We start from the raw sequence: 16,977 nt of genomic DNA on the forward strand, positions 1-16,977 counted from the left end.
GTTGGCGAACACCGTGTCCTCGCAGCTGCGCAGGTGAAAGACCTTCTGCAGCAGCTGGATCGAGTCCTTGACCGCCCAGGCGCTCGGGAAGGGCCCGAAGTAGCGATGCTTCTGGTCGGGCGCGCCGCGGTAGTAGGCGACGCGCGGGAACCGGTGCGATTCGATCTTTAGGTAGGGATAGCTCTTGTCGTCTATGAAGCGGATGTTGAAGCGCGGCGCCAGCGTCTTGATGAGATTGTTCTCGAGGAGCAGCGCCTCGGCCTCCGACCGAACCACGGTCGTCTCCATCCGGGCGATGCGCGCCACCATGTGGCCGGTGCGGACCGCACCCTCGCTGCCCGCGTGCCGCTTGTTGAAGTAGCTGGCGACGCGCTTCTTCAGGTCGCGCGCCTTGCCCACGTAGAGCAGGTTGCCGGCGGCGTCGAAGTAGCGGTAGACCCCGGGCAGGTTCGGCAAGGCCGCCACCTCCGCCAGCAGGCGCTCGCGCGCCGCCACGGCAGCCTCCGCGTGGCCCGGTTCGCCGGGGGACACCGCCGTCTCTTCGCTCACGCCGACGATTGTGCCGCGCTGCCCCGCGCCGCCCTCGCCCCGCTTCGATAATCGCGGCGATGCGATGGGACCTCTACTGCCGCGTCGTCGACAACTTCGGCGACGCCGGCGTGGCGTGGCGTCTGGCGACCGACCTGGCTCGACGGGGCGAGCGCGTCCGCCTGGCCATCGACGACGCCCGTGCCCTGGCGTGGATGGCGCCGGACGGCACGCCGGGGGTGGCCGTCGTCGCGTGGAACGCACCGCCCACGGCAGGGCCGGACGCCATCGTCGAGCTGTTCGGCGCCGGCCTGCCCGACGCCGTGAAGGAAGCAGCGGCGAGCGCCCGTCCCCGGCCGGTGATCGTCAACCTCGAGCACCTCAGCGCCGAGCGCTACGTGGAGCGCTCGCACGGCCTGCCTTCACCCGTCGTCCTGCCTTCCGGAAGTGCGCTGACGACGTGGTTCTGGTACCCGGGTTTCACAACGCGCACCGGTGGCCTGCTCCGAGAGAGCGGCCTGCTGGCCCGGAGGGCATCGTTCGACCGTGCGGCCTGGCTGCAAGCGCAAGGCATCCCGATTCGCCCGGGCGAGCGACTGGCCAGCCTCTTCTGCTACGCGAACGACGCCGTCGGCGAGCTGCTGCAGGCGCTCTCGCGGCAGCCGACCCTGCTGCTGCTGACCCCGGGGCCGGCGGCCGACCAAGCCGCGGCCCGACTCGGCAGCCGCCTCACCGAGGGCAGGCTGCGGGCCTTGCGACTGCCGCCCTTGAGCCAGGTCGACTTCGACCACCTCCTCTGGTCCTGCGCGATCAACTTCATCCGCGGCGAAGACTCGCTGGTGCGTGCGCTCTGGGCCGGCGCTCCATTCGTCTGGCAGCTCTATCCGCAGGCCGACCGCGCGCAGGATGCGAAGCTGGAAGCGTTCCTGGACCTGTTTCTGGCCGGCGCCGGCCCGGAACTCGGGGCGGCGCTGCGACGACTGTTCCGAGCCTGGAACGGCGGCAGTGAAGCCGGGCCGATCGAGCTGCCGGAAGGATCCGCCGCCGCGGCGTGGGAGCGAGGCTGCCGAGGCTGGCGCGACCGCCTCGCGTCGCGGCAAGATCTCACCACCGGACTGGTGGAATTAGTGGCCTCGAAACGTTAGAATCGAGGGCTTTGCGCCGCTCCTGCACTGGCCCGTCCGGGAGCCGGAGGCGCATTCTTTCTCACGACTGGAATTGGGACCCGACGTCATGAAAATCGCCCAGGAAATCCGCGCCGGCAACGTCATCATGCATGGCAAGGACCCGATGGTCGTCCTGCGCACCGAATACAGCCGCGGTGGCCGCAACTCGGCCACCGTCCGCATGAAGCTGAAGAGCCTGCTCAGCAACTCGGGCACCGAAGTGGTCTTCAAGGCCGATGACAAGATGGACCAGATCATCCTCGACAAGAAGGAGTGCACCTACTCCTACTTCGCCGACCCGATGTACGCCTTCATGGACGCCGAGTACAACCAGTTCGAGGTCGAATCCGAGAACATGGGCGACGCCATCCAGTACCTCGAGGACGGCATGCCGGTCGAGGTGGTGTTCTACGACGGCAAGGCCATTTCCGTGGAACTGCCGACCTCGCTGGTCCGCGAGATCACCGACACCGAGCCGGCCGTCAAGGGCGACACCTCGGGCAAGGTCCTGAAGACCGCCAAGCTCGCCACCGGCCTCGAGATCTCGGTGCCGCTCTTCGTGCAGACGGGCGACAAGGTCGAGATCGACACCCGCACGCACGAGTACCGCAAGAGGGTGTAGCTGGGCTCCTCGCTGGTCTGTAGCGGGCCCGTGTTGCGGGCCCTTTTCTTTTGGGCATCATGGGGTCGATGGGCTTCGACTTCTCGCTCGTCACGGCGCCGTTCCGGATGCAGCCCGGCCTGCGCCGCGTCGCTCCCGGCACCTTGCAGCTGACCCCCGCGCGGGGGAACGGGCGACACCTGCGCGAGAAGATGGCCGTGCTCGCCCGGTTCGCGCCCCAGGCGCTCGTCGCGACGCCGGGCTTCGACGCGGTGCCCGCGTTCTGCGCCATCGCCGAGGAGGCCGGTCGCGACGCCTCGCCGGCGTTTCGGGTCGCGGGATCGCCCGCCTCGCCCGCCTTCATCGCGCCGCGGCTAGGCTGGTCGATCGAAGCCAGCACGCCGCGCGGCGACGGCGACCCGGCGATCGGCGCGCTGCTCCGCAGCCTCGCGCCCGAAGTGCGCCCCGCCGCCCTGCTGTCGCTCGCGTTCGAGGAAGACTTCGCCGTCATCGAGGCCAAAGGCACGACGCTGCCCTGGCTCTCGGTCTGCCTGCCCTCGCGCTGGGCGCCCGAGACGAAGGTCGGCCTCCCCTTCGCCGAGGTGCACGGACCGGTCGCCGACAACGCCATGCTGCTCGCCGCATCCGCGTCCCTAACCCGGCTGGTCACCGGTGCCGAGCGCTGGGACCGGTTCGTCTGGACGATCTCCGCGGAGCCGCGCCTGGACCAGCACCCCGACCGCGGCGACCTGCCTTGGCCGCCTGCCGATCGCGGCAGCCCCATCGCCGCGCAGGCGCACGCGCTCGCTGCCGCCGCATCGCTGCGCAGCGAACGCCAGACCTTCATCCCGATCCCCGGAGCTGGCCAGGCGGTCTTCACGATCCATGTCGACAGCGTGCCGCTGACGCAGGCCGTGCGCACCCGGGGCGACGCCACCCGGCTGCACGCGGCGATCGCCAGCATGTCCGCGAGCGTCCTCGCCTACCGCGGCCTCGACGCGGCGCAGGAGCGCCTGCTGCACTGGCTTGGCCAGGTCGGCGACGTGACGCCGCGGGCGTGAACACCGCGCCGATCCGGCCCGCGCGCATCGCCGTCGACGCCGATGGCACGCCGCGATCGCTCGACTTCGGCGACGTCTACCACCCGCGCGAAGGCGCGCTGGCGCAGGCCCGCCACGTCTTCCTCGCCGGCAACGGCCTGCCGGCACGCTGGCGCGGCCGCGAGCGCTTCGTCGTCCTCGAGACCGGGTTCGGCCTCGGCAACAACTTCCTGGCCGCATGGGCGGCGTGGCGCGCCAGCGTCGACGCCTGCGCGAAGCTGGTGTTCATCGCCATCGAAGCGCAGCCGCCGACGCGCGAGACGCTGGCCGGCATGGCCCGAGACATCGAGCTCGCCCCGCTCGCTGCCGAGCTCGCGCGGCAGTGGCCGCCGCTGACCTGGAACCTGCATCGGCGGGTCTTCGAGCAGGGTGCGGTCGAATTGCTGCTGGCCTTCGGCGATGTCGCAGCCTGGCTGCCGCAGCTCGACGCCGAGGTCGACGCCTTCTTCCTCGATGGCTTCGCCCCTGCCCTCAACCCGTCGATGTGGGACCAGCGCCTCTTCAGGGCCCTGGCGAGGATGGCACGCCCGGATGCGACGGCCGCTACCTGGACCGCCGCGCGAACCGTCCGCGACGGCCTCCGCGGCGCCGGCTTCGAGGTCCGGCTCGCGCCCGGCAGCGGCCACAAGCGCGACATCGTGCTGGCTCGATTCGCGCCCCGGTTCTCTGCCCGGCAGACGCCGCGGCGCCTGGCTGCCCGCCCGCTCGCAGGCGGGTCGGCGGCCGAGCCCATCGTGATCGTCGGTGCCGGCCTCGCCGGCTGCGCCCTGGCCGCGGCGCTCGCCGGACACGGCCGCCACTCGCTGTTGCTGGAGCGACGCGCAGCGGTCGCCACCGAGGGGTCGGGCAACGCCGCCGGGCTCCTGCACGGCGTGGTGCATGCCGCGGACAGCCGGCACGCCCGTTTCTACCGTGCTGCAGCGCTGGCGGCGCAGTGCGCCGTGCAGCAGGCCATCGAGACGCAGGGCGTGCCGGGTTGCCTGGCCGGGCTGCTCCGCGTCGACAGTCGTCCGGAAGGCCGGGCCGGCCTGCAGGCGGTCGTCCGCCGCCTCGGCTTGCCGGAGGACTACGTGCGCGCGGTCGATGCGGCCGAGGCGGGCGCGCTCGCCGGCGTGCCGCTGGCAAGCGCCGCCTGGTACTTCCCGCAAGGCGGCTGGGTCGACCCGCGCCGGCTGGCGCAGTCGTTCTTGAAGCGCGCCGGTGCCCGCGCCGAGTTCAGGCCAGGCGCGGAGGTCGCGTCGCTGCATCGCGAGGGCGCCGCCTGGGCGCTGCGCGATGGGGACGGCGCCACCCTGGCCGAGTCGTCGGCCATCGTGCTCGCCAACGCCGGAGGAGCGGCCCGCCTTCTGGGGCGGCCGGCCTGGCCGATCAGGATCGGCCGAGGTCAGCTCACGTCGTGGCCGATCGGCCCGGGCCAGCAGGGCGCCACGCTGCGCATTCCGGTCGCCGGGGCCGGCTATGTGCTGCCCGCGATCGATGGCACTCTCTGGTTCGGCGCGAGCTCGCAGCCGGGGGACGAGGATCCTTCGCTGCGCGACGCGGATCAGCTGGAGAACCTGGCGCGGCTGGCGAGCCTGCTCGGCGGGTGGCCGCCGGTCGACCGCTGCCGGCTGGGCGGCCGGACCGGGTTTCGCTGGGCCAGCGACGATCGTTTGCCGGTGATCGGCCCGGTTCCCGCCCTGCCCACGAAAAGCGCCGGTCGCCGCGACCAGCCGCGGTTCGCGCCACGCGAGCCCGGCCTGTTCGTTTTCACCGGCCTCGGCTCACGCGGCATCGCCGCATCGGTGCTGGGTGCGCAGATCCTCGCTTCGGCGATCACCGGCGCGCCTTCGCCGGTGGAGGCGGACCTGCTCGATGCCGTCGATCCGGCTCGCTTCCAGGTACGGGAATTTCGGCGCGGCGCGCCGATGCCCACCGATGCGGAAGCGGATCAGCCTCCGGTCGGGCCCATGGCCGGGTCGGCGGGCGCCTGACTGGCCTGCTCGCCCTGGGGCGCGGAGTCGGTGCCGGGCACCCCCACCTTGCGGTCGGCCCGCTCGCGCTCCTTTTCTTCCTTCTTCTTCTTCTTGGCCAGCTCGCGCTGGCGCTTCTCGAACGAATAGTTTGGCTTTGCCACGGACCGTCCTTTCTGGGTACTGCACGGAACGTGCACGGTGCCCGAGGTTACGCGGTTTTTCGCGGCCCCCCGGGGGCGCTCAGAAAGTCAGACTGCGGACACCCGCGGGCGTACCGAGAAGGCAGACGCCGGCCCGGTTGCGGGCGAAGATGCCCACGCAGACAACGCCGGGCCACTGGTTGATCTCGCGCTCGAGCTCGGCGGGGTCGGCGATGACGAGCCCGTGCACGTCGAGGATCGCGCCGCCGTTGTCGGTGACCACGCCAGCGCGCGGATGCGCCGATCCGCCCAGCGCGGCGAAGCGGCGGGCGATCTGCGCCGCCGCCATCGGGATCACTTCCACCGGCAGCGGAAAGCACCCCAGCCGCTCGACCAGCTTGGACTCGTCGGCGATGCAGACGAAACGGTCGCTGAGGTCGGCGACGATCTTCTCGCGGGTGAGCGCCGCGCCACCCCCCTTGATCATGCAGCCGCTGCCGTCGATCTCGTCGGCGCCGTCCACGTAGACGGGCAGGGACACGACTTCGGCAGCCTCGAACATGCGGATGCCGTGCCGGGCCAGGCGCGCGGTGCTCGCCGAGCTGCTCGACACCGCGCCGGCGATCGCGATCCGGCTCTCCGCGAGCGCGTCGATGAAGCAGTTCACCGTCGAGCCGGAGCCGACGCCGATGACGGCGCCTGCCGGCACGTGCGCGAGCGCGGCCCGGCCGACGAGCGCCTTCAGCTCGTCCTGCGTCATGGCGGCGCCGCGGCGGTGCGCGCGGTGCCTGCTTCGCCGACCATGCGCTCGGCCACCACCCACTGGTCGAACTGCTCGCCGGTCAGCCAGCCCGAGCGCACCGCGGCGTCGCGCAGGGTGCTGCCGCTGCGATGCGCCTCCTTGGCGATCTTCGCTGCCTTGTCGTAGCCGATGTGCGGGTTCAGCGCTGTCACCAGCATCAGCGAGCGGCGGACCAGCTCGTCGATGCGCGCGCGATCGGGCTCGATGCCGCGGGCGCAGTGCTCGTCGAAGCTGCGCGCCCCGTCGGCGAGCAGGCGCGCGCTCTGCAGGAAGTTGTGGATCAGCACCGGCTTGAAGACGTTGAGCTCGAAGTTGCCGGACGCACCCGCGATGTTGATGGCGACGTCGTTGCCGAAGACCTGCGCCGCCAGCATCGTCACCGCCTCGCACTGGGTCGGGTTGACCTTGCCCGGCATGATCGAGCTGCCAGGCTCGTTCTCCGGGATGCGGATCTCGCCCAGACCGGAGCGCGGCCCGGAGGCCAGCCAGCGAACATCGTTGGCGATCTTCGTCAACGATGCCGCCAGCGTCTTCAGGGCACCGTGCGCATGGACGATCGCGTCGTGCGCCGCCAGGGCCTCGAACTTGTTCGGCGCCGACACGAACGGCAGCCCGGTGCGCTCGGCCAGCTCGGCCGCGACGCGCTCGCCGAAGCCTGCCGGTGCGTTCAGCCCGGTGCCGACCGCCGTGCCGCCGAGCGCCAGTTCGCACAGGTGCGGCAGGCTCGCCTGCACGTGGGCCAGGCCGTGCTCCAGCTGGGCGACCCAGCCCGAGATCTCCTGGCCGAGCGTCAGCGGCGTCGCGTCCTGCAGGTGGGTGCGGCCGATCTTGACGATGTCGGCGAACTCGCGCGCCTTGGCGGCGAAGGTGTCGCGGAGTGCGGCCACGGCCGGAATCAGGCGGGCCTGCACGGCCTCGACCGCGGCCACGCTCATCGCCGTGGGGAACACGTCGTTCGACGACTGGCTCCGGTTCACCTCGTCGTTCGGGTGCACCAGGCGGGAGTTGCCGACCGAACCGCCCAGGCGCTGCGAGGCGCGGTTGGCAAGCATCTCGTTTATGTTCATGTTGCTCTGGGTGCCCGAGCCCGTCTGCCAGACCGAGAGCGGGAACTCGCCGTCGTGCCGGCCTTCCAGCACCTCGTCGGCGGCGGCGACGATGGCCTCGGCCTTGGCCCGGTCGAGCAGCCCCAGCTCGCCGTTGACGACCGCCGCACTGCGCTTGACCAGCGCCAGGGCCCGCAGCAGCTCGGGCGGCATCTTTTCCGTCGAGATGTCGAAGTGGTGCAGCGAGCGCTGCGTCTGCGCGCCCCAGAGGCGGTCGGCGGGGACGCCGATCTCGCCGAACGTGTCATTTTCGATGCGATGGTCGGGCATGGCGGAACCTCGCGGCGAGTATGCAACGGCGATGCCAGAATCGCCGCCGCATGCCGATCAATCCTTATCCGCTCGCCCGACCCTTCCTGTTCGGGCTGGACCCGGAACACGCGCATGAACTGACCCTCGGCGCCCTGGCCGCCGTGCAGCGGACCCCGCTCGCCTGCGCCATCGCGCAGGAGCGCATCGCCGACCCCGTCACCCTCGCCGGACTCGATTTCCCGAACCGGGTCGGCCTGGCCGCCGGGCTGGACAAGAACGGGCGCTGCGTCGATGCCTTCGGTGCGATGGGATTCGGCAGCGTCGAGGTCGGCACCGTGACGCCGCGGGCCCAGCCCGGCAACCCCAAGCCGCGCATGTTCCGCCTGCCCGAGGCCACGGCCCTCATCAACCGGCTCGGCTTCAACAACGACGGGCTGGCCGCCTTCGTCGCCAACGTGCGACAGGCGCGCTTCCGACGCAGCGGCGGCATCCTCGGCCTCAACATCGGCAAGAACGCCTCGACGCCCATCGAGCGCGCCGCGGACGACTACCTGGCGTGCCTCGCCGGCGTCTACCCGCATGCCGACTACGTGACGGTCAACATCTCCAGCCCGAACACGCAGGGCCTGCGCGACCTCCAGGGGGACGCCCCGCTCGACGCCCTGCTGGCGAGCCTGCGATCGAGGTGCCGCGAACTGGCCGACGAGCACCGGCGCGTCGTGCCGATGTTCGTGAAAATCGCGCCCGACCTCGACACGGGGCAGGTCGAAGCCATCGCCGACGCATTGCGCCGCAATCGCGTCGACGGCGTGATCGCCACCAACACCACGCTCGGGCGGGACGCCGTCGCCGGCCATCCGCTCGCCGCGGAGGCCGGTGGACTCTCCGGCGCACCGCTGGCGACGGCGTCCAACCGCGTCATCGCGGCCCTGCGCGCTGCGCTCGGCCCGGCGTTTCCGATCATCGGCGTCGGCGGCGTCATCGACGCCGCGAGCGCACGCGCCAAGCGCGCGGCCGGCGCCGACCTCGTCCAGCTCTACACCGGTTTCATCTACGCCGGCCCGGTCCTGGTGACCCAGGTGGCCCGGGCACTCGCCGCCTCATGAACTCGTCCAACCTCAATCTCCTCGGCCGCTTGGTCCTTCCGGCGTTGATCGGTCTGCTCGCCGGCTGCAGCTCGCTGCCGGTCGTGTCCCCGGACATGGCCCAGGCCGGACCGAACAGCGTCCGCCTCCAGGCCGCCAACGGCCGCATCCTGAGCCTGCAGCGAAGCCGGGAGATCATTGCCCGGCTCGCCGGCGGCGGGACGCAGACCGACGTCCTGACCCGTCACCTGGCCATCGAGGAGGCGGTAGCCGACGGACCCCTGACGGTGGGCAACCGGGCCGTGCTCCTCGAGGACGGTCCCGCCACCTACGCGGCGATGTTCGCCGCCATCGAGTCCGCGCGGGATCACGTCAACATGGAGACCTACATCCTCGAGGAGGACGAGATCGGGCGGAAGTTCGCCGACGTCCTGCTGCGCAAGCAAGCCCAGGGCGTGCAGGTGAACCTCATCCACGACAGCGTCGGGACCTTGGGAACCTCGAAAGGGTTCTTCAAGCGCCTGACCGACGGCGGAATCCAGGTGGTCGAGTTCAATCCGGTCAACCCGCTGACCGCCAGGGCGGGCTGGGACCTCAACCAGCGCGATCACCGCAAGCTGCTGGTCGTCGACGGCAGCACGGCGATCATGGGCGGCATCAACATCAGCAGCGTCTATTCGGGCGGCTCGCTGGGCCGAAGCGGCTCGGTCGGTGGCAAGAAGGGCCTGCCCTGGCGCGACACCGACCTGCTGCTGGAGGGGCCGGTCGTCGCGACGCTGCAAAGGCTGTTCTTCGAGACCTGGGAGAAGCAGAAGGGCCCTGTCGTCGCTGCTCGCGCGTACTACCCTGCCCTGCCAGCCCGCGGCAAGGAGGTGGTCCGCGCCATCGGCAGCACGCCCGACGAGCCCTTCAGCCAGATCTACGTCACGCTCGTCTCGGCGATCAACAGCGCCGAGTCGGAAATCCTGATCACCAATGCCTATTTCGTCCCCGATCCGCAACTGATGGAATCGCTGATGAACGCAGCCCGCCGCGGCGTCGACGTGCGGATGGTCCTGCCCAGCACGAGCGACTCGGCCCTGGTCTTCCACGCCGGGCGCTCCAAGTACGAGCCGCTGCTGCGCGCCGGTGTGAGGATCTACGAGCGCAAGGACGCCCTCCTGCACGCCAAGACGGCGTCGATCGACGGCGTGTGGTCGACGGTGGGGTCGACCAACCTGGACTGGCGCAGCTTCCTACACAACCAGGAGTTGACGGCCGTCGTTCTGGGCGCCGACTTCGGCGCGAAGATGCGGGCAGCCTTCGCGCGTGACCTGGCCGCATCGGAACCGATCACGCTAGAGTCTTGGCTGCGCAGGCCCGTCGGCAACCGACTCAAGGAATTGTTCGGCAGACTCTGGGAATACTGGTTGTGAACTGCATATCCGGCGGTCGGGTCTGGCGCGGCACCTTTGTCGGGCTGGCCCTTGCGTGGGGGCTGGCGGGAACGGCCCTCGGCCAGGACGCCCAGGCATTGCGTGCACGTCACGCATCGCTGCAAGAGAAGCTGGCCAACAATCAGTTCGGCAGGCCCCTGGCGCTCGAATCGACACAGACGGCGGGCGATCTCAAGGGCGACGTCTATGCGGTGGTCCACCACCCGTTCGCGACGGTCCAGCAGGCCCTGCACTCAGCCGACAACTGGTGCGACATCCTCATCCTCCATCTCAACGTCAAGCGCTGCAAGATCGGCGACGACGGCGGCAAGGTCCTGACCCTGACCGTCGGACGCAAGTTCGACCAGCCGCTCGAGGACGCCTACGAGCTGGAGTTCGCCTATCGCGTTCCTGCATCGAAAGCCGACTACCTGCAGGTGCAGCTGACGGCCCCGGAGGGCCCGCTCAGCACCAAGAACTACCGGATCCAGGTCGAGGCGACACCGATCGACCCGCGGCACACCGTCATCCACATGTCGTACGCGTACGGCTACGGCCTGGCCGCACGCATGGCGATGCAGACCTACCTGGCAACGCTCGGCCGGCAGAAGGTCGGGTTCACGATCGTCAGCCAAAAGCCCGACGGCAAGCCGGTGTTCATCGGCGGCGTGCTCGGCCTGCTCGAGCGCAACACGATGCGCTACTACCTCGCCATCGACGCCTTCCTGGTCGCCTACGCCATGCCGCCGAGCGAGCAGGTGGAGCGGCGGATCCGGGAATGGCACGGCAGCACCGAGCGCTATGCGCCTCAGTTGCACGAGATGGAGCAGGCGGCCTACCTCGAGATGAAGCGCAAGGAAATCCGCCGCCAGAAGCAGAGCTGAGCCGGCGGCGCCGGCTCAGAACCGGAGGGCGACTCCGGTCTTCGACTGCAGTTCCTCGCGCGAGACGCCGTCGGCGAGCGTCAGCACATGCAACCCGTCGGGCGTGACGTCCAGGACGGCGAGGTCGGTCACGATCCGGTTGACGACGCCCACGCCGGTGAGCGGCAGGGTGCAGGCGGGCAGGATCTTCATGTCGATCGTGCCGTCCTTCTTCTTGGCGACGTGCTCCATCAGGACGATCACCCGCTCGACGCCGGCGACGAGGTCCATCGCGCCGCCCATGCCCTTCACCATCTTGCCGGGGATCATCCAGTTGGCGAGGTCGCCCTTCTGGCTCACCTGCATGGCGCCGAGGATCGACAGGTTGATCTTGCCGCCGCGGATCATGGCGAAGGACTCGTGCGAGCCGAAGATCGACGACCCGGGCATCGTGGTGACGGTCTGCTTGCCGGCGTTGATGAGATCGGCATCGACCTCGTCCACGGTCGGGAACGGGCCGATCCCGAGCATGCCGTTCTCGCTCTGCAGCCAGACCTCGATGCCGGCGGGCACGTGGTTGGCCACGAGCGTCGGCAGGCCGATCCCGAGATTGACGTAGAAGCCGTCCTGCAGCTCGAGCGCGGCGCGCGCGGCCATCTGGTCGTGTGTCCAGGCCATGATCAGGCTCCCTGCTTGTCAGAGGCCCTGGCGATGGCCTCCACGGTCTCGCGCGCCGCCTGCGCTGCGGCGCCGCTCACGGGCGCTTCCACGGGCGCCGAGGCGCGCAGCGTCCTCTTCTCGATGCGTTTCTCGGGCGATGCGTTGAGCACGATCCGGTGCACGTAGATGCCCGGCAGGTGCACCGCGTCCGGGTCGATCGTGCCGGTCTCGACGATCTCCTCGACCTCCACGATGGTGATCTTGCCGGCCATCGCCACGGCCGGGTTGAAGTTGCGTGCCGTGCGGCGGAACACGAGGTTGCCGCTCTTGTCGGCCTTCTGCGCCTTGACCAGGGCGACGTCGGGAACGAGGGCACGCTCCATCACGTAGACGTGGCCCTCGAACTCGCGCGTCTCCTTTCCTTCGGCGACCAGCGTACCCACGCCGGTGCGGGTGAAGAAAGCCGGAATGCCGGCGCCGCCGGCCCTGAGCTTTTCGGCCAGCGTGCCCTGCGGCGTGAACTCCAGCTCGAGCTCACCGGCGAGGTACTGGCGCTCAAACTCCTTGTTCTCCCCCACGTAGCTCGAGATCATCCGCTTGATCTGACGGGACTCGAGCAGCAGGCCGAGTCCGAAGCCGTCGACACCGGCGTTGTTCGAGATCACGGTCAGGTCCTTGACGCGGGAGTCGCGAAGGGCGGCGATCAGCGCCTCGGGGATGCCGCACAGGCCGAAGCCGCCGACGGCCATCAGCTGACCGTCCCGCACCACGCCTGCGATCGCCGCCGCGGCGCTCGGGAATACCTTGTTCATGCACGGCCTCCAGACCATCTTGATTCGAGCCGGCGATTATCCGTGCCCGCCTGCCTAGAATCGCGGCCGAGGAGAAACGCAGATGGACGCAGCGGCTTTGCAGGCCACCCTCGACGGCCTGGCCGCCGATTACGTGAAGCGGCTCGCCATGCGCGTCGAGGCGGTCGAGCCCGGCAAGGTGACCCTCTCGCTGCCGGTGGCACCGGGGCTGGTGCACGCCGGCGGCGTGCTGTGCGGCCAGGCCATCATGTCGGCCGCCGACACCGCCATGCTGCTGGCGATGATCGCCCAGCTGGGCTCGTTCAGGCCGATGACCACGGTGCAGCTGCAGACCAGCTTCGTCCGGCCCGTGCCGAAGGACACCGCGCACGTGAGCATCGTCGCCCGGGTGCTGCGGCCCGGAAAGAGCCTGTCCTACGGGGACGTGACGTTCACCACGCCCGACGGCAAGCTCGCGGCGCACGCGACGACCACGTACTCGCTGATCTGACCCCGGTCCCCGCCGAGGCTCAGGCAGCCCGGGCGGCGCTGGCTCTGAAAGGCGACTCGAAGTCGCTGAACGACTCCGACGCCTCGTTGGCGGCGCTCGCCGATTTGGCCACGCTCGCCTGCTGCCCCGCAGCGGGCCCTTCGCCCAGCCACCTCGCGACCAGCGCGCCGAGGCGACCGAGCTCGATCGGCTTGCTCAGGTAGTCGTCCATGCCTCCGGCGAGGCAATGCTCGCGATCGCCGGTGAGGGCGTTGGCAGTCAGGGCGATCACCGGCGTGCGCGGCCGGCCCGACAGCGCCTCGTACTCGCGGATCAGCCGCGTCGCCGCGAAGCCGTCCATGACGGGCATCTCGCAATCCATCAGCACGGCGTCGAACGATCGGGTGCGGAACAGCTCGACGGCCTCGGTCCCGTCCGACGCGTGCACCGACATCACGCCCATGCTCTCGAGCGAGGCCGCCGAGATGAAGGCGTTGACGGCGTTGTCCTCGACCAGGAGGACGGTCTTGCCTGCCGCCGCAGCGAGACCGGCGACGGGCACCGCGGCTGCCGGCCGCGCCGGCAGCACGCGCTTCTCGCACTTGGGCAGGAGCAGGCTGACCGTGAAGACGCTGCCGCGACCGACCTTGCTCCGGACCCGGACGTGGCCGCCCATGGCGTGGGCGAGCTGTCGCGAAATCGCGAGGCCCAGACCGGTGCCGCCGTAGGTTCGCGACATGCCCGACTCCACCTGGAAGAAGGGGTCGAAGAGCAAGGGGATCTTTTCCGGCGCGATGCCGATGCCGGTGTCGGCGATCCGGATCCTGACCTTGATGCCGCCGGGCACCTTCACCCCGCGCAGGCGAAGGGTCACGCCGCCCACGTTCGTGAACTTGATGGCATTGCTGACCAGGTTCATGATGATCCGGCGCAGCTTCTCCTCGTCGCCCGCGACCATGGCCATGTTCGAGGGGTACGAGGCGAGATCGAAATTGAGAGCGATGCCCTTGGCGGTGGCGTTGGCCTGGAAGGTCTGGACGGCGACGCGGCACACCCGAGGCAGGTCGAGCGGCGCGACGTTGAGGGCGCTTCCCTTCGCGTCGAGCTTGGCGTAGTCGAGGATCTCGTTGAGCGTCTGCAACAGCCCGTCGGCCGCCTGGCGGGCGACGTCGATCAGCGTGCGGCGGCGCTCCTCAGAGTCGGTCCGGTCGAGCAGGGCGAGCGAACCGATGATCCCGTTCATCGGCGTCCGGATCTCGTGGCTCATGTTGGCGAGGAAGGCGGATTTCGCGCGGCTCGCCTCCTCGGCCTTGTCGCGGGCTCGCTTCAACTGAATGATGCTTCGCTGGCGTTTTGCTCTAAGGAAAAGCTTGCGTTCCCGAATACTGATGAGCCGGTATAGAGCGTAGCACGTGAAGTTAATCCCGGCGAGATGAACAATCAGCCGCTGCATCACTGCGGCGTCGGCCCCCTGACTATTCGCAAACCAGACTGCGAGTGCCGTGTTGAACAGGGCGAGCAGGACGGTGGTCGCGGGCGAGAGTCTGGTGAAGCCGAATATGATGCAGGTGATGAAGACTGCTGCGGAGAAAATCGCCCAGTATCGCGAGTACGGTGACTCGTCGAGCCGGTTGAAGCTACCGATGATTGATACGAAGACGATGCCGACGACCAGCAGGGAACTGCAGATCCACTCGTAATGCTTGGCGACGAGATGCCGTCGCCAATGGATCAGGGCGGCACCGGAAATTAAGGCGAGGGCCAGTGCGAGGCGGATTGGTTGAGGCTGAGCGAACGACGAGTCCCTTCCTGCCAGGGCATAGATCAGGAAAAAGCCAAGAAATGCCATTCCCCCCAGCGCCGTGCCGATTTCGAGCGAACGAACACCTGCGGAACGAAAAACCTGCCGGAATTCGTGTTCTAGTTCACGGTCGCGGAACGGCCTGGCTCCGAACCGGCGGAAACTCAGCGGGAGACGTTTGAGCTGCATGAATCCACTTGCCGGAATCGATCCGGCGCCTGCGAGCTATATCGGCAACTTCCGGCTAAATTGAACCTGTTGAACGCCATCTCCTCTCCTGTCAGCCGCCCTTACTCGATCGAGCCCCATCGATCGGAACATCTCCCTTTCACCGTCCGAGTCGTCGCCACGGCTCAAGATCTGGCCAAAGCGGTCGAAATCAGGGCGTCGGCTTATGCGCGTCATATGCCGAGCTTGGGGCAATCCTTGATGTCCCCTGAGGCCGAGGATCTGAAGTCTGATGTCCTGGTTTTACTCGCTGAACGAAAGTTCGATGCCCGCCCGGTTGGTTCGCTTCGGCTGCAATCCAACGCCCTGCGGCCACTGCGGCTCGAGGGAGAGGCGCCGTCACTCGCAGCGCTCTCCCATCGACGATTGGTCGAGAGCACCCGGCTTGGCGTGGACACGGGTCCGGCCGGCAAGCTGGTCACCGCAGCTCTTATCAAGGCCGCCTACCAGATCTGTCACGCGACCGGTGTCGAGTACAGCGTCACCGGCGGCAGGCGCTCCATGGCGCACGTCTTCAGGTCGTTGCAGTACGACGAGCTTGAAGGTGGACCCTTTCCGATCTCCTTCGGGAACAACATTCCGCACTGGATCTTCGTCATGCCGATCGCCGAAGTCGAGGGCCGGCTTCGCTCAGCAGGACACTGGTACCACGACTTTTTTGCGCGGACGGAGCACTCGGACATCGTTATCGATTGGACGTACGTCCTTTCAGTCTTCCGATGCTCGTAGGAGCCGACTCCATGCGTCAGCACAGGACCATCGGCCATGATCGCCGGCGGCGACATCGTGCGGTGGCAATCCACGACCGACCCATCGCTTTGCGGTGTCGAGGTCGCAGGGCAGGCCCTCAAAGACCCCCAGGAGAAGGGGGCGCTGCACGTTTCCAGGCCCACGTTCGTACTTGCTGCACTGGGCGCCTCGCGACCCTCTGACGTGGCTTTGGCTGTTTCCCGTGCATCAGCCGCATACGGAAATGCACGACCGTGCATGGCACTGGAAGCTGGAGCGCTCCTCGCCATCGACATCGGGTTGCTGCGGCAGAGAAACATCAGCGTAGTTCTCGACCAGGTGGACGAACAGACACCGCTCAGCGCGGTCAGCGCCGAATCGGTGGAGGCGATTCGCTTCGCGCCCGGGTTCGTCGCACGTGCGATGACAGACGGCCGCCTAGCCTGCGTCCTGGATGCCATGCTGGGTTTGGCGCGAGACCTGGGGATCGCCACACTGGGTTCAGGTGCAGGCGATGCAATGCGCGAGATGCAGCGCTTCGACTTCGACTACGTGTCGCGACGGGCGGCTTGATAACCGTTCGCCTGATACGCAGGTGCCTGACTGCTTCACCCGAGCACCCTTCTGATCGCCTCCGGCAGCGGCACGCTCTTCTCGTCCCGGTAGTTGATCCAGACCACGGTCGCGCCGCCGTTGGCGTAGACCACCCCCGGCTCGTCCGTCCGCTCGAGGGTGACGTAGGTGTCGAAACTGCTCCGCCCGGGGTTGGCGGTGTAGTGCCGGGCGAGGACGTCACCGGGGTACTTGAGCGGACGGATGAAGTTGATGAACGCGTTGACGATCACCGCGCCCTCCCCGCCCGCGTCGGGCGCGCCCACGACGGAATGCATCCAGTCGATCCGGATCGTCTCGAAGTAGCGGAAATAGATCGTGTTGTTGACGTGGCCCATCGCGTCCATGTCGCCCCAGCGGATGGGGATCACGATCTCCAGGTTGAGCTTCTTCTCGGCGGGCAGGTCGAATCGCATGGAGGGTCTCGCGGTGCGGCTGGTCAGGACGCGATGCCCAGCTCGCCGCAGAGGCGGGCCACGATCGCGCCGAGCCGGGCGACTTCTGCTTCCGTGGCGGCCAGGCGCGCCTTGAGCGCGGCAAGCTCCGTGTCGGGCAGGTAAACCTCGCCATCGGGCACCGACGGCATGGCGCTGGTGATGGGCCCGCCGAGGAGATGCGCCCACCTCGCCTCGCGCGAGCCTGGGGCGCGCGGC

18 protein-coding genes and 1 pseudogene are annotated in these 16,977 nt (G+C 68.9%); 10 read left to right on the forward strand and 9 right to left on the reverse strand.

What is annotated here, in order from left to right; translation table 11 throughout:
- Positions 1-531 (reverse strand): GIY-YIG nuclease family protein (locus AC30N0_RS11120; RefSeq protein WP_489517995.1); only part of this gene is annotated, 531 nt, incomplete at its 3' end.
- 77 nt (positions 532-608) lie between these two features.
- On the opposite strand from AC30N0_RS11120, the gene earP reads away from it, so the two are divergent.
- From earP to mnmC, 4 genes are all read left to right on the forward strand, one after another.
- Positions 609-1,673, forward strand: coding sequence for an elongation factor P maturation arginine rhamnosyltransferase EarP (gene earP / locus AC30N0_RS11125; RefSeq protein ID WP_489517978.1), 1,065 nt, complete (start codon positions 609-611; stop codon positions 1,671-1,673).
- Between the two features lie 88 nt (positions 1,674-1,761).
- A complete protein-coding gene (gene efp / locus AC30N0_RS11130) occupies positions 1,762-2,316 on the forward strand; it encodes an elongation factor P (protein ID WP_489517979.1) in 555 nt (184 codons plus the stop codon).
- A gap of 59 nt (positions 2,317-2,375) precedes the next feature.
- Positions 2,376-3,356: a heme-dependent oxidative N-demethylase subunit alpha family protein gene (locus tag AC30N0_RS11135; RefSeq protein WP_489517980.1), complete on the forward strand. Its 981-nt coding sequence runs from the start codon at positions 2,376-2,378 to the stop codon at positions 3,354-3,356.
- Positions 3,353-5,368, forward strand: a complete 2,016-nt coding sequence (gene mnmC, locus AC30N0_RS11140) for a bifunctional tRNA (5-methylaminomethyl-2-thiouridine)(34)-methyltransferase MnmC2/FAD-dependent 5-carboxymethylaminomethyl-2-thiouridine(34) oxidoreductase MnmC1 (RefSeq protein WP_489517981.1) — start codon at positions 3,353-3,355, stop codon at positions 5,366-5,368. The genes AC30N0_RS11135 and mnmC overlap by 4 nt, the downstream gene beginning before the upstream one ends.
- On the opposite strand, the gene AC30N0_RS11145 is transcribed toward mnmC, so the two are convergent.
- The 3 genes from AC30N0_RS11145 to fumC form a co-directional block, all read right to left on the reverse strand.
- A complete protein-coding gene (locus AC30N0_RS11145) occupies positions 5,326-5,511 on the reverse strand; it encodes a hypothetical protein (RefSeq protein ID WP_489517982.1) in 186 nt (61 codons plus the stop codon). The genes mnmC and AC30N0_RS11145 overlap by 43 nt on opposite strands.
- Positions 5,512-5,590: 79 nt before the next feature.
- A complete protein-coding gene (rpiA, locus tag AC30N0_RS11150; RefSeq protein ID WP_489517983.1) occupies positions 5,591-6,250 on the reverse strand; it encodes a ribose-5-phosphate isomerase RpiA in 660 nt (219 codons plus the stop codon).
- Positions 6,247-7,668, reverse strand: a complete 1,422-nt coding sequence (fumC, locus tag AC30N0_RS11155) for a class II fumarate hydratase (RefSeq protein WP_489517984.1) — start codon at positions 7,666-7,668, stop codon at positions 6,247-6,249. Before fumC ends, rpiA begins: the two co-directional genes overlap by 4 nt.
- A gap of 50 nt (positions 7,669-7,718) precedes the next feature.
- Here fumC and AC30N0_RS11160 point away from each other — a divergent pair, with 50 nt between their 5' ends.
- From AC30N0_RS11160 to AC30N0_RS11170, 3 genes are read left to right on the forward strand one after another with little or no spacing between them, the layout of a single operon-like run.
- Positions 7,719-8,756, forward strand: coding sequence for a quinone-dependent dihydroorotate dehydrogenase (locus tag AC30N0_RS11160; protein ID WP_489517985.1), 1,038 nt, complete (start codon positions 7,719-7,721; stop codon positions 8,754-8,756).
- On the forward strand, positions 8,753-10,150 hold the full coding sequence (locus AC30N0_RS11165) for a phospholipase D-like domain-containing protein (protein WP_489517986.1): 1,398 nt from the start codon (positions 8,753-8,755) through the stop codon (positions 10,148-10,150). Before AC30N0_RS11160 ends, AC30N0_RS11165 begins: the two co-directional genes overlap by 4 nt.
- On the forward strand, positions 10,147-11,034 hold the full coding sequence (locus AC30N0_RS11170; protein WP_489517987.1) for a hypothetical protein: 888 nt from the start codon (positions 10,147-10,149) through the stop codon (positions 11,032-11,034). Before AC30N0_RS11165 ends, AC30N0_RS11170 begins: the two co-directional genes overlap by 4 nt.
- Before the next feature lie 15 nt (positions 11,035-11,049).
- On the opposite strand, the gene AC30N0_RS11175 is transcribed toward AC30N0_RS11170, so the two are convergent.
- Together AC30N0_RS11175 and AC30N0_RS11180 are read right to left on the reverse strand one after the other, a co-directional pair.
- Positions 11,050-11,691: a 3-oxoacid CoA-transferase subunit B gene (locus AC30N0_RS11175; protein WP_489517988.1), complete on the reverse strand. Its 642-nt coding sequence runs from the start codon at positions 11,689-11,691 to the stop codon at positions 11,050-11,052.
- A 2-nt stretch (positions 11,692-11,693) separates the two neighbouring features.
- Positions 11,694-12,485: a CoA transferase subunit A gene (locus AC30N0_RS11180; RefSeq protein WP_489517989.1), complete on the reverse strand. Its 792-nt coding sequence runs from the start codon at positions 12,483-12,485 to the stop codon at positions 11,694-11,696.
- Positions 12,486-12,567: 82 nt separating this feature from the next.
- On the opposite strand from AC30N0_RS11180, the gene AC30N0_RS11185 reads away from it, so the two are divergent.
- Positions 12,568-12,975 (forward strand): PaaI family thioesterase, encoded by a 408-nt coding sequence (locus AC30N0_RS11185; protein ID WP_489517990.1) that lies wholly within the window; start codon positions 12,568-12,570, stop codon positions 12,973-12,975.
- Positions 12,976-12,994: 19 nt separating this feature from the next.
- On the opposite strand, the gene AC30N0_RS11190 is transcribed toward AC30N0_RS11185, so the two are convergent.
- A complete protein-coding gene (locus AC30N0_RS11190; RefSeq protein ID WP_489517991.1) occupies positions 12,995-14,803 on the reverse strand; it encodes an ATP-binding protein in 1,809 nt (602 codons plus the stop codon).
- Between the two features lie 210 nt (positions 14,804-15,013).
- On the opposite strand from AC30N0_RS11190, the gene AC30N0_RS11195 reads away from it, so the two are divergent.
- Both AC30N0_RS11195 and AC30N0_RS11200 read left to right on the forward strand, forming a co-directional pair.
- The gene (locus tag AC30N0_RS11195) at positions 15,014-15,712 is read left to right on the forward strand and encodes a hypothetical protein (protein WP_489517992.1); all 699 of its coding nucleotides are present in this window, start codon (positions 15,014-15,016) and stop codon (positions 15,710-15,712) included.
- 36 nt (positions 15,713-15,748) lie between these two features.
- Positions 15,749-16,285: a hypothetical protein gene (locus AC30N0_RS11200; protein ID WP_489517993.1), complete on the forward strand. Its 537-nt coding sequence runs from the start codon at positions 15,749-15,751 to the stop codon at positions 16,283-16,285.
- Positions 16,286-16,320: 35 nt separating this feature from the next.
- On the opposite strand, the gene AC30N0_RS11205 is transcribed toward AC30N0_RS11200, so the two are convergent.
- Positions 16,321-16,740, reverse strand: a complete 420-nt coding sequence (locus AC30N0_RS11205; RefSeq protein WP_489517994.1) for an acyl-CoA thioesterase — start codon at positions 16,738-16,740, stop codon at positions 16,321-16,323.
- A gap of 23 nt (positions 16,741-16,763) precedes the next feature.
- A pseudogene (locus AC30N0_RS11210) lies at positions 16,764-16,977 on the reverse strand (DUF480 domain-containing protein); the annotation flags it as partial.

Source organism: Rhizobacter sp., assembly GCF_031412495.1.
Taxonomy (GTDB): domain Bacteria; phylum Pseudomonadota; class Gammaproteobacteria; order Burkholderiales; family Burkholderiaceae_C; genus Schlegelella_A.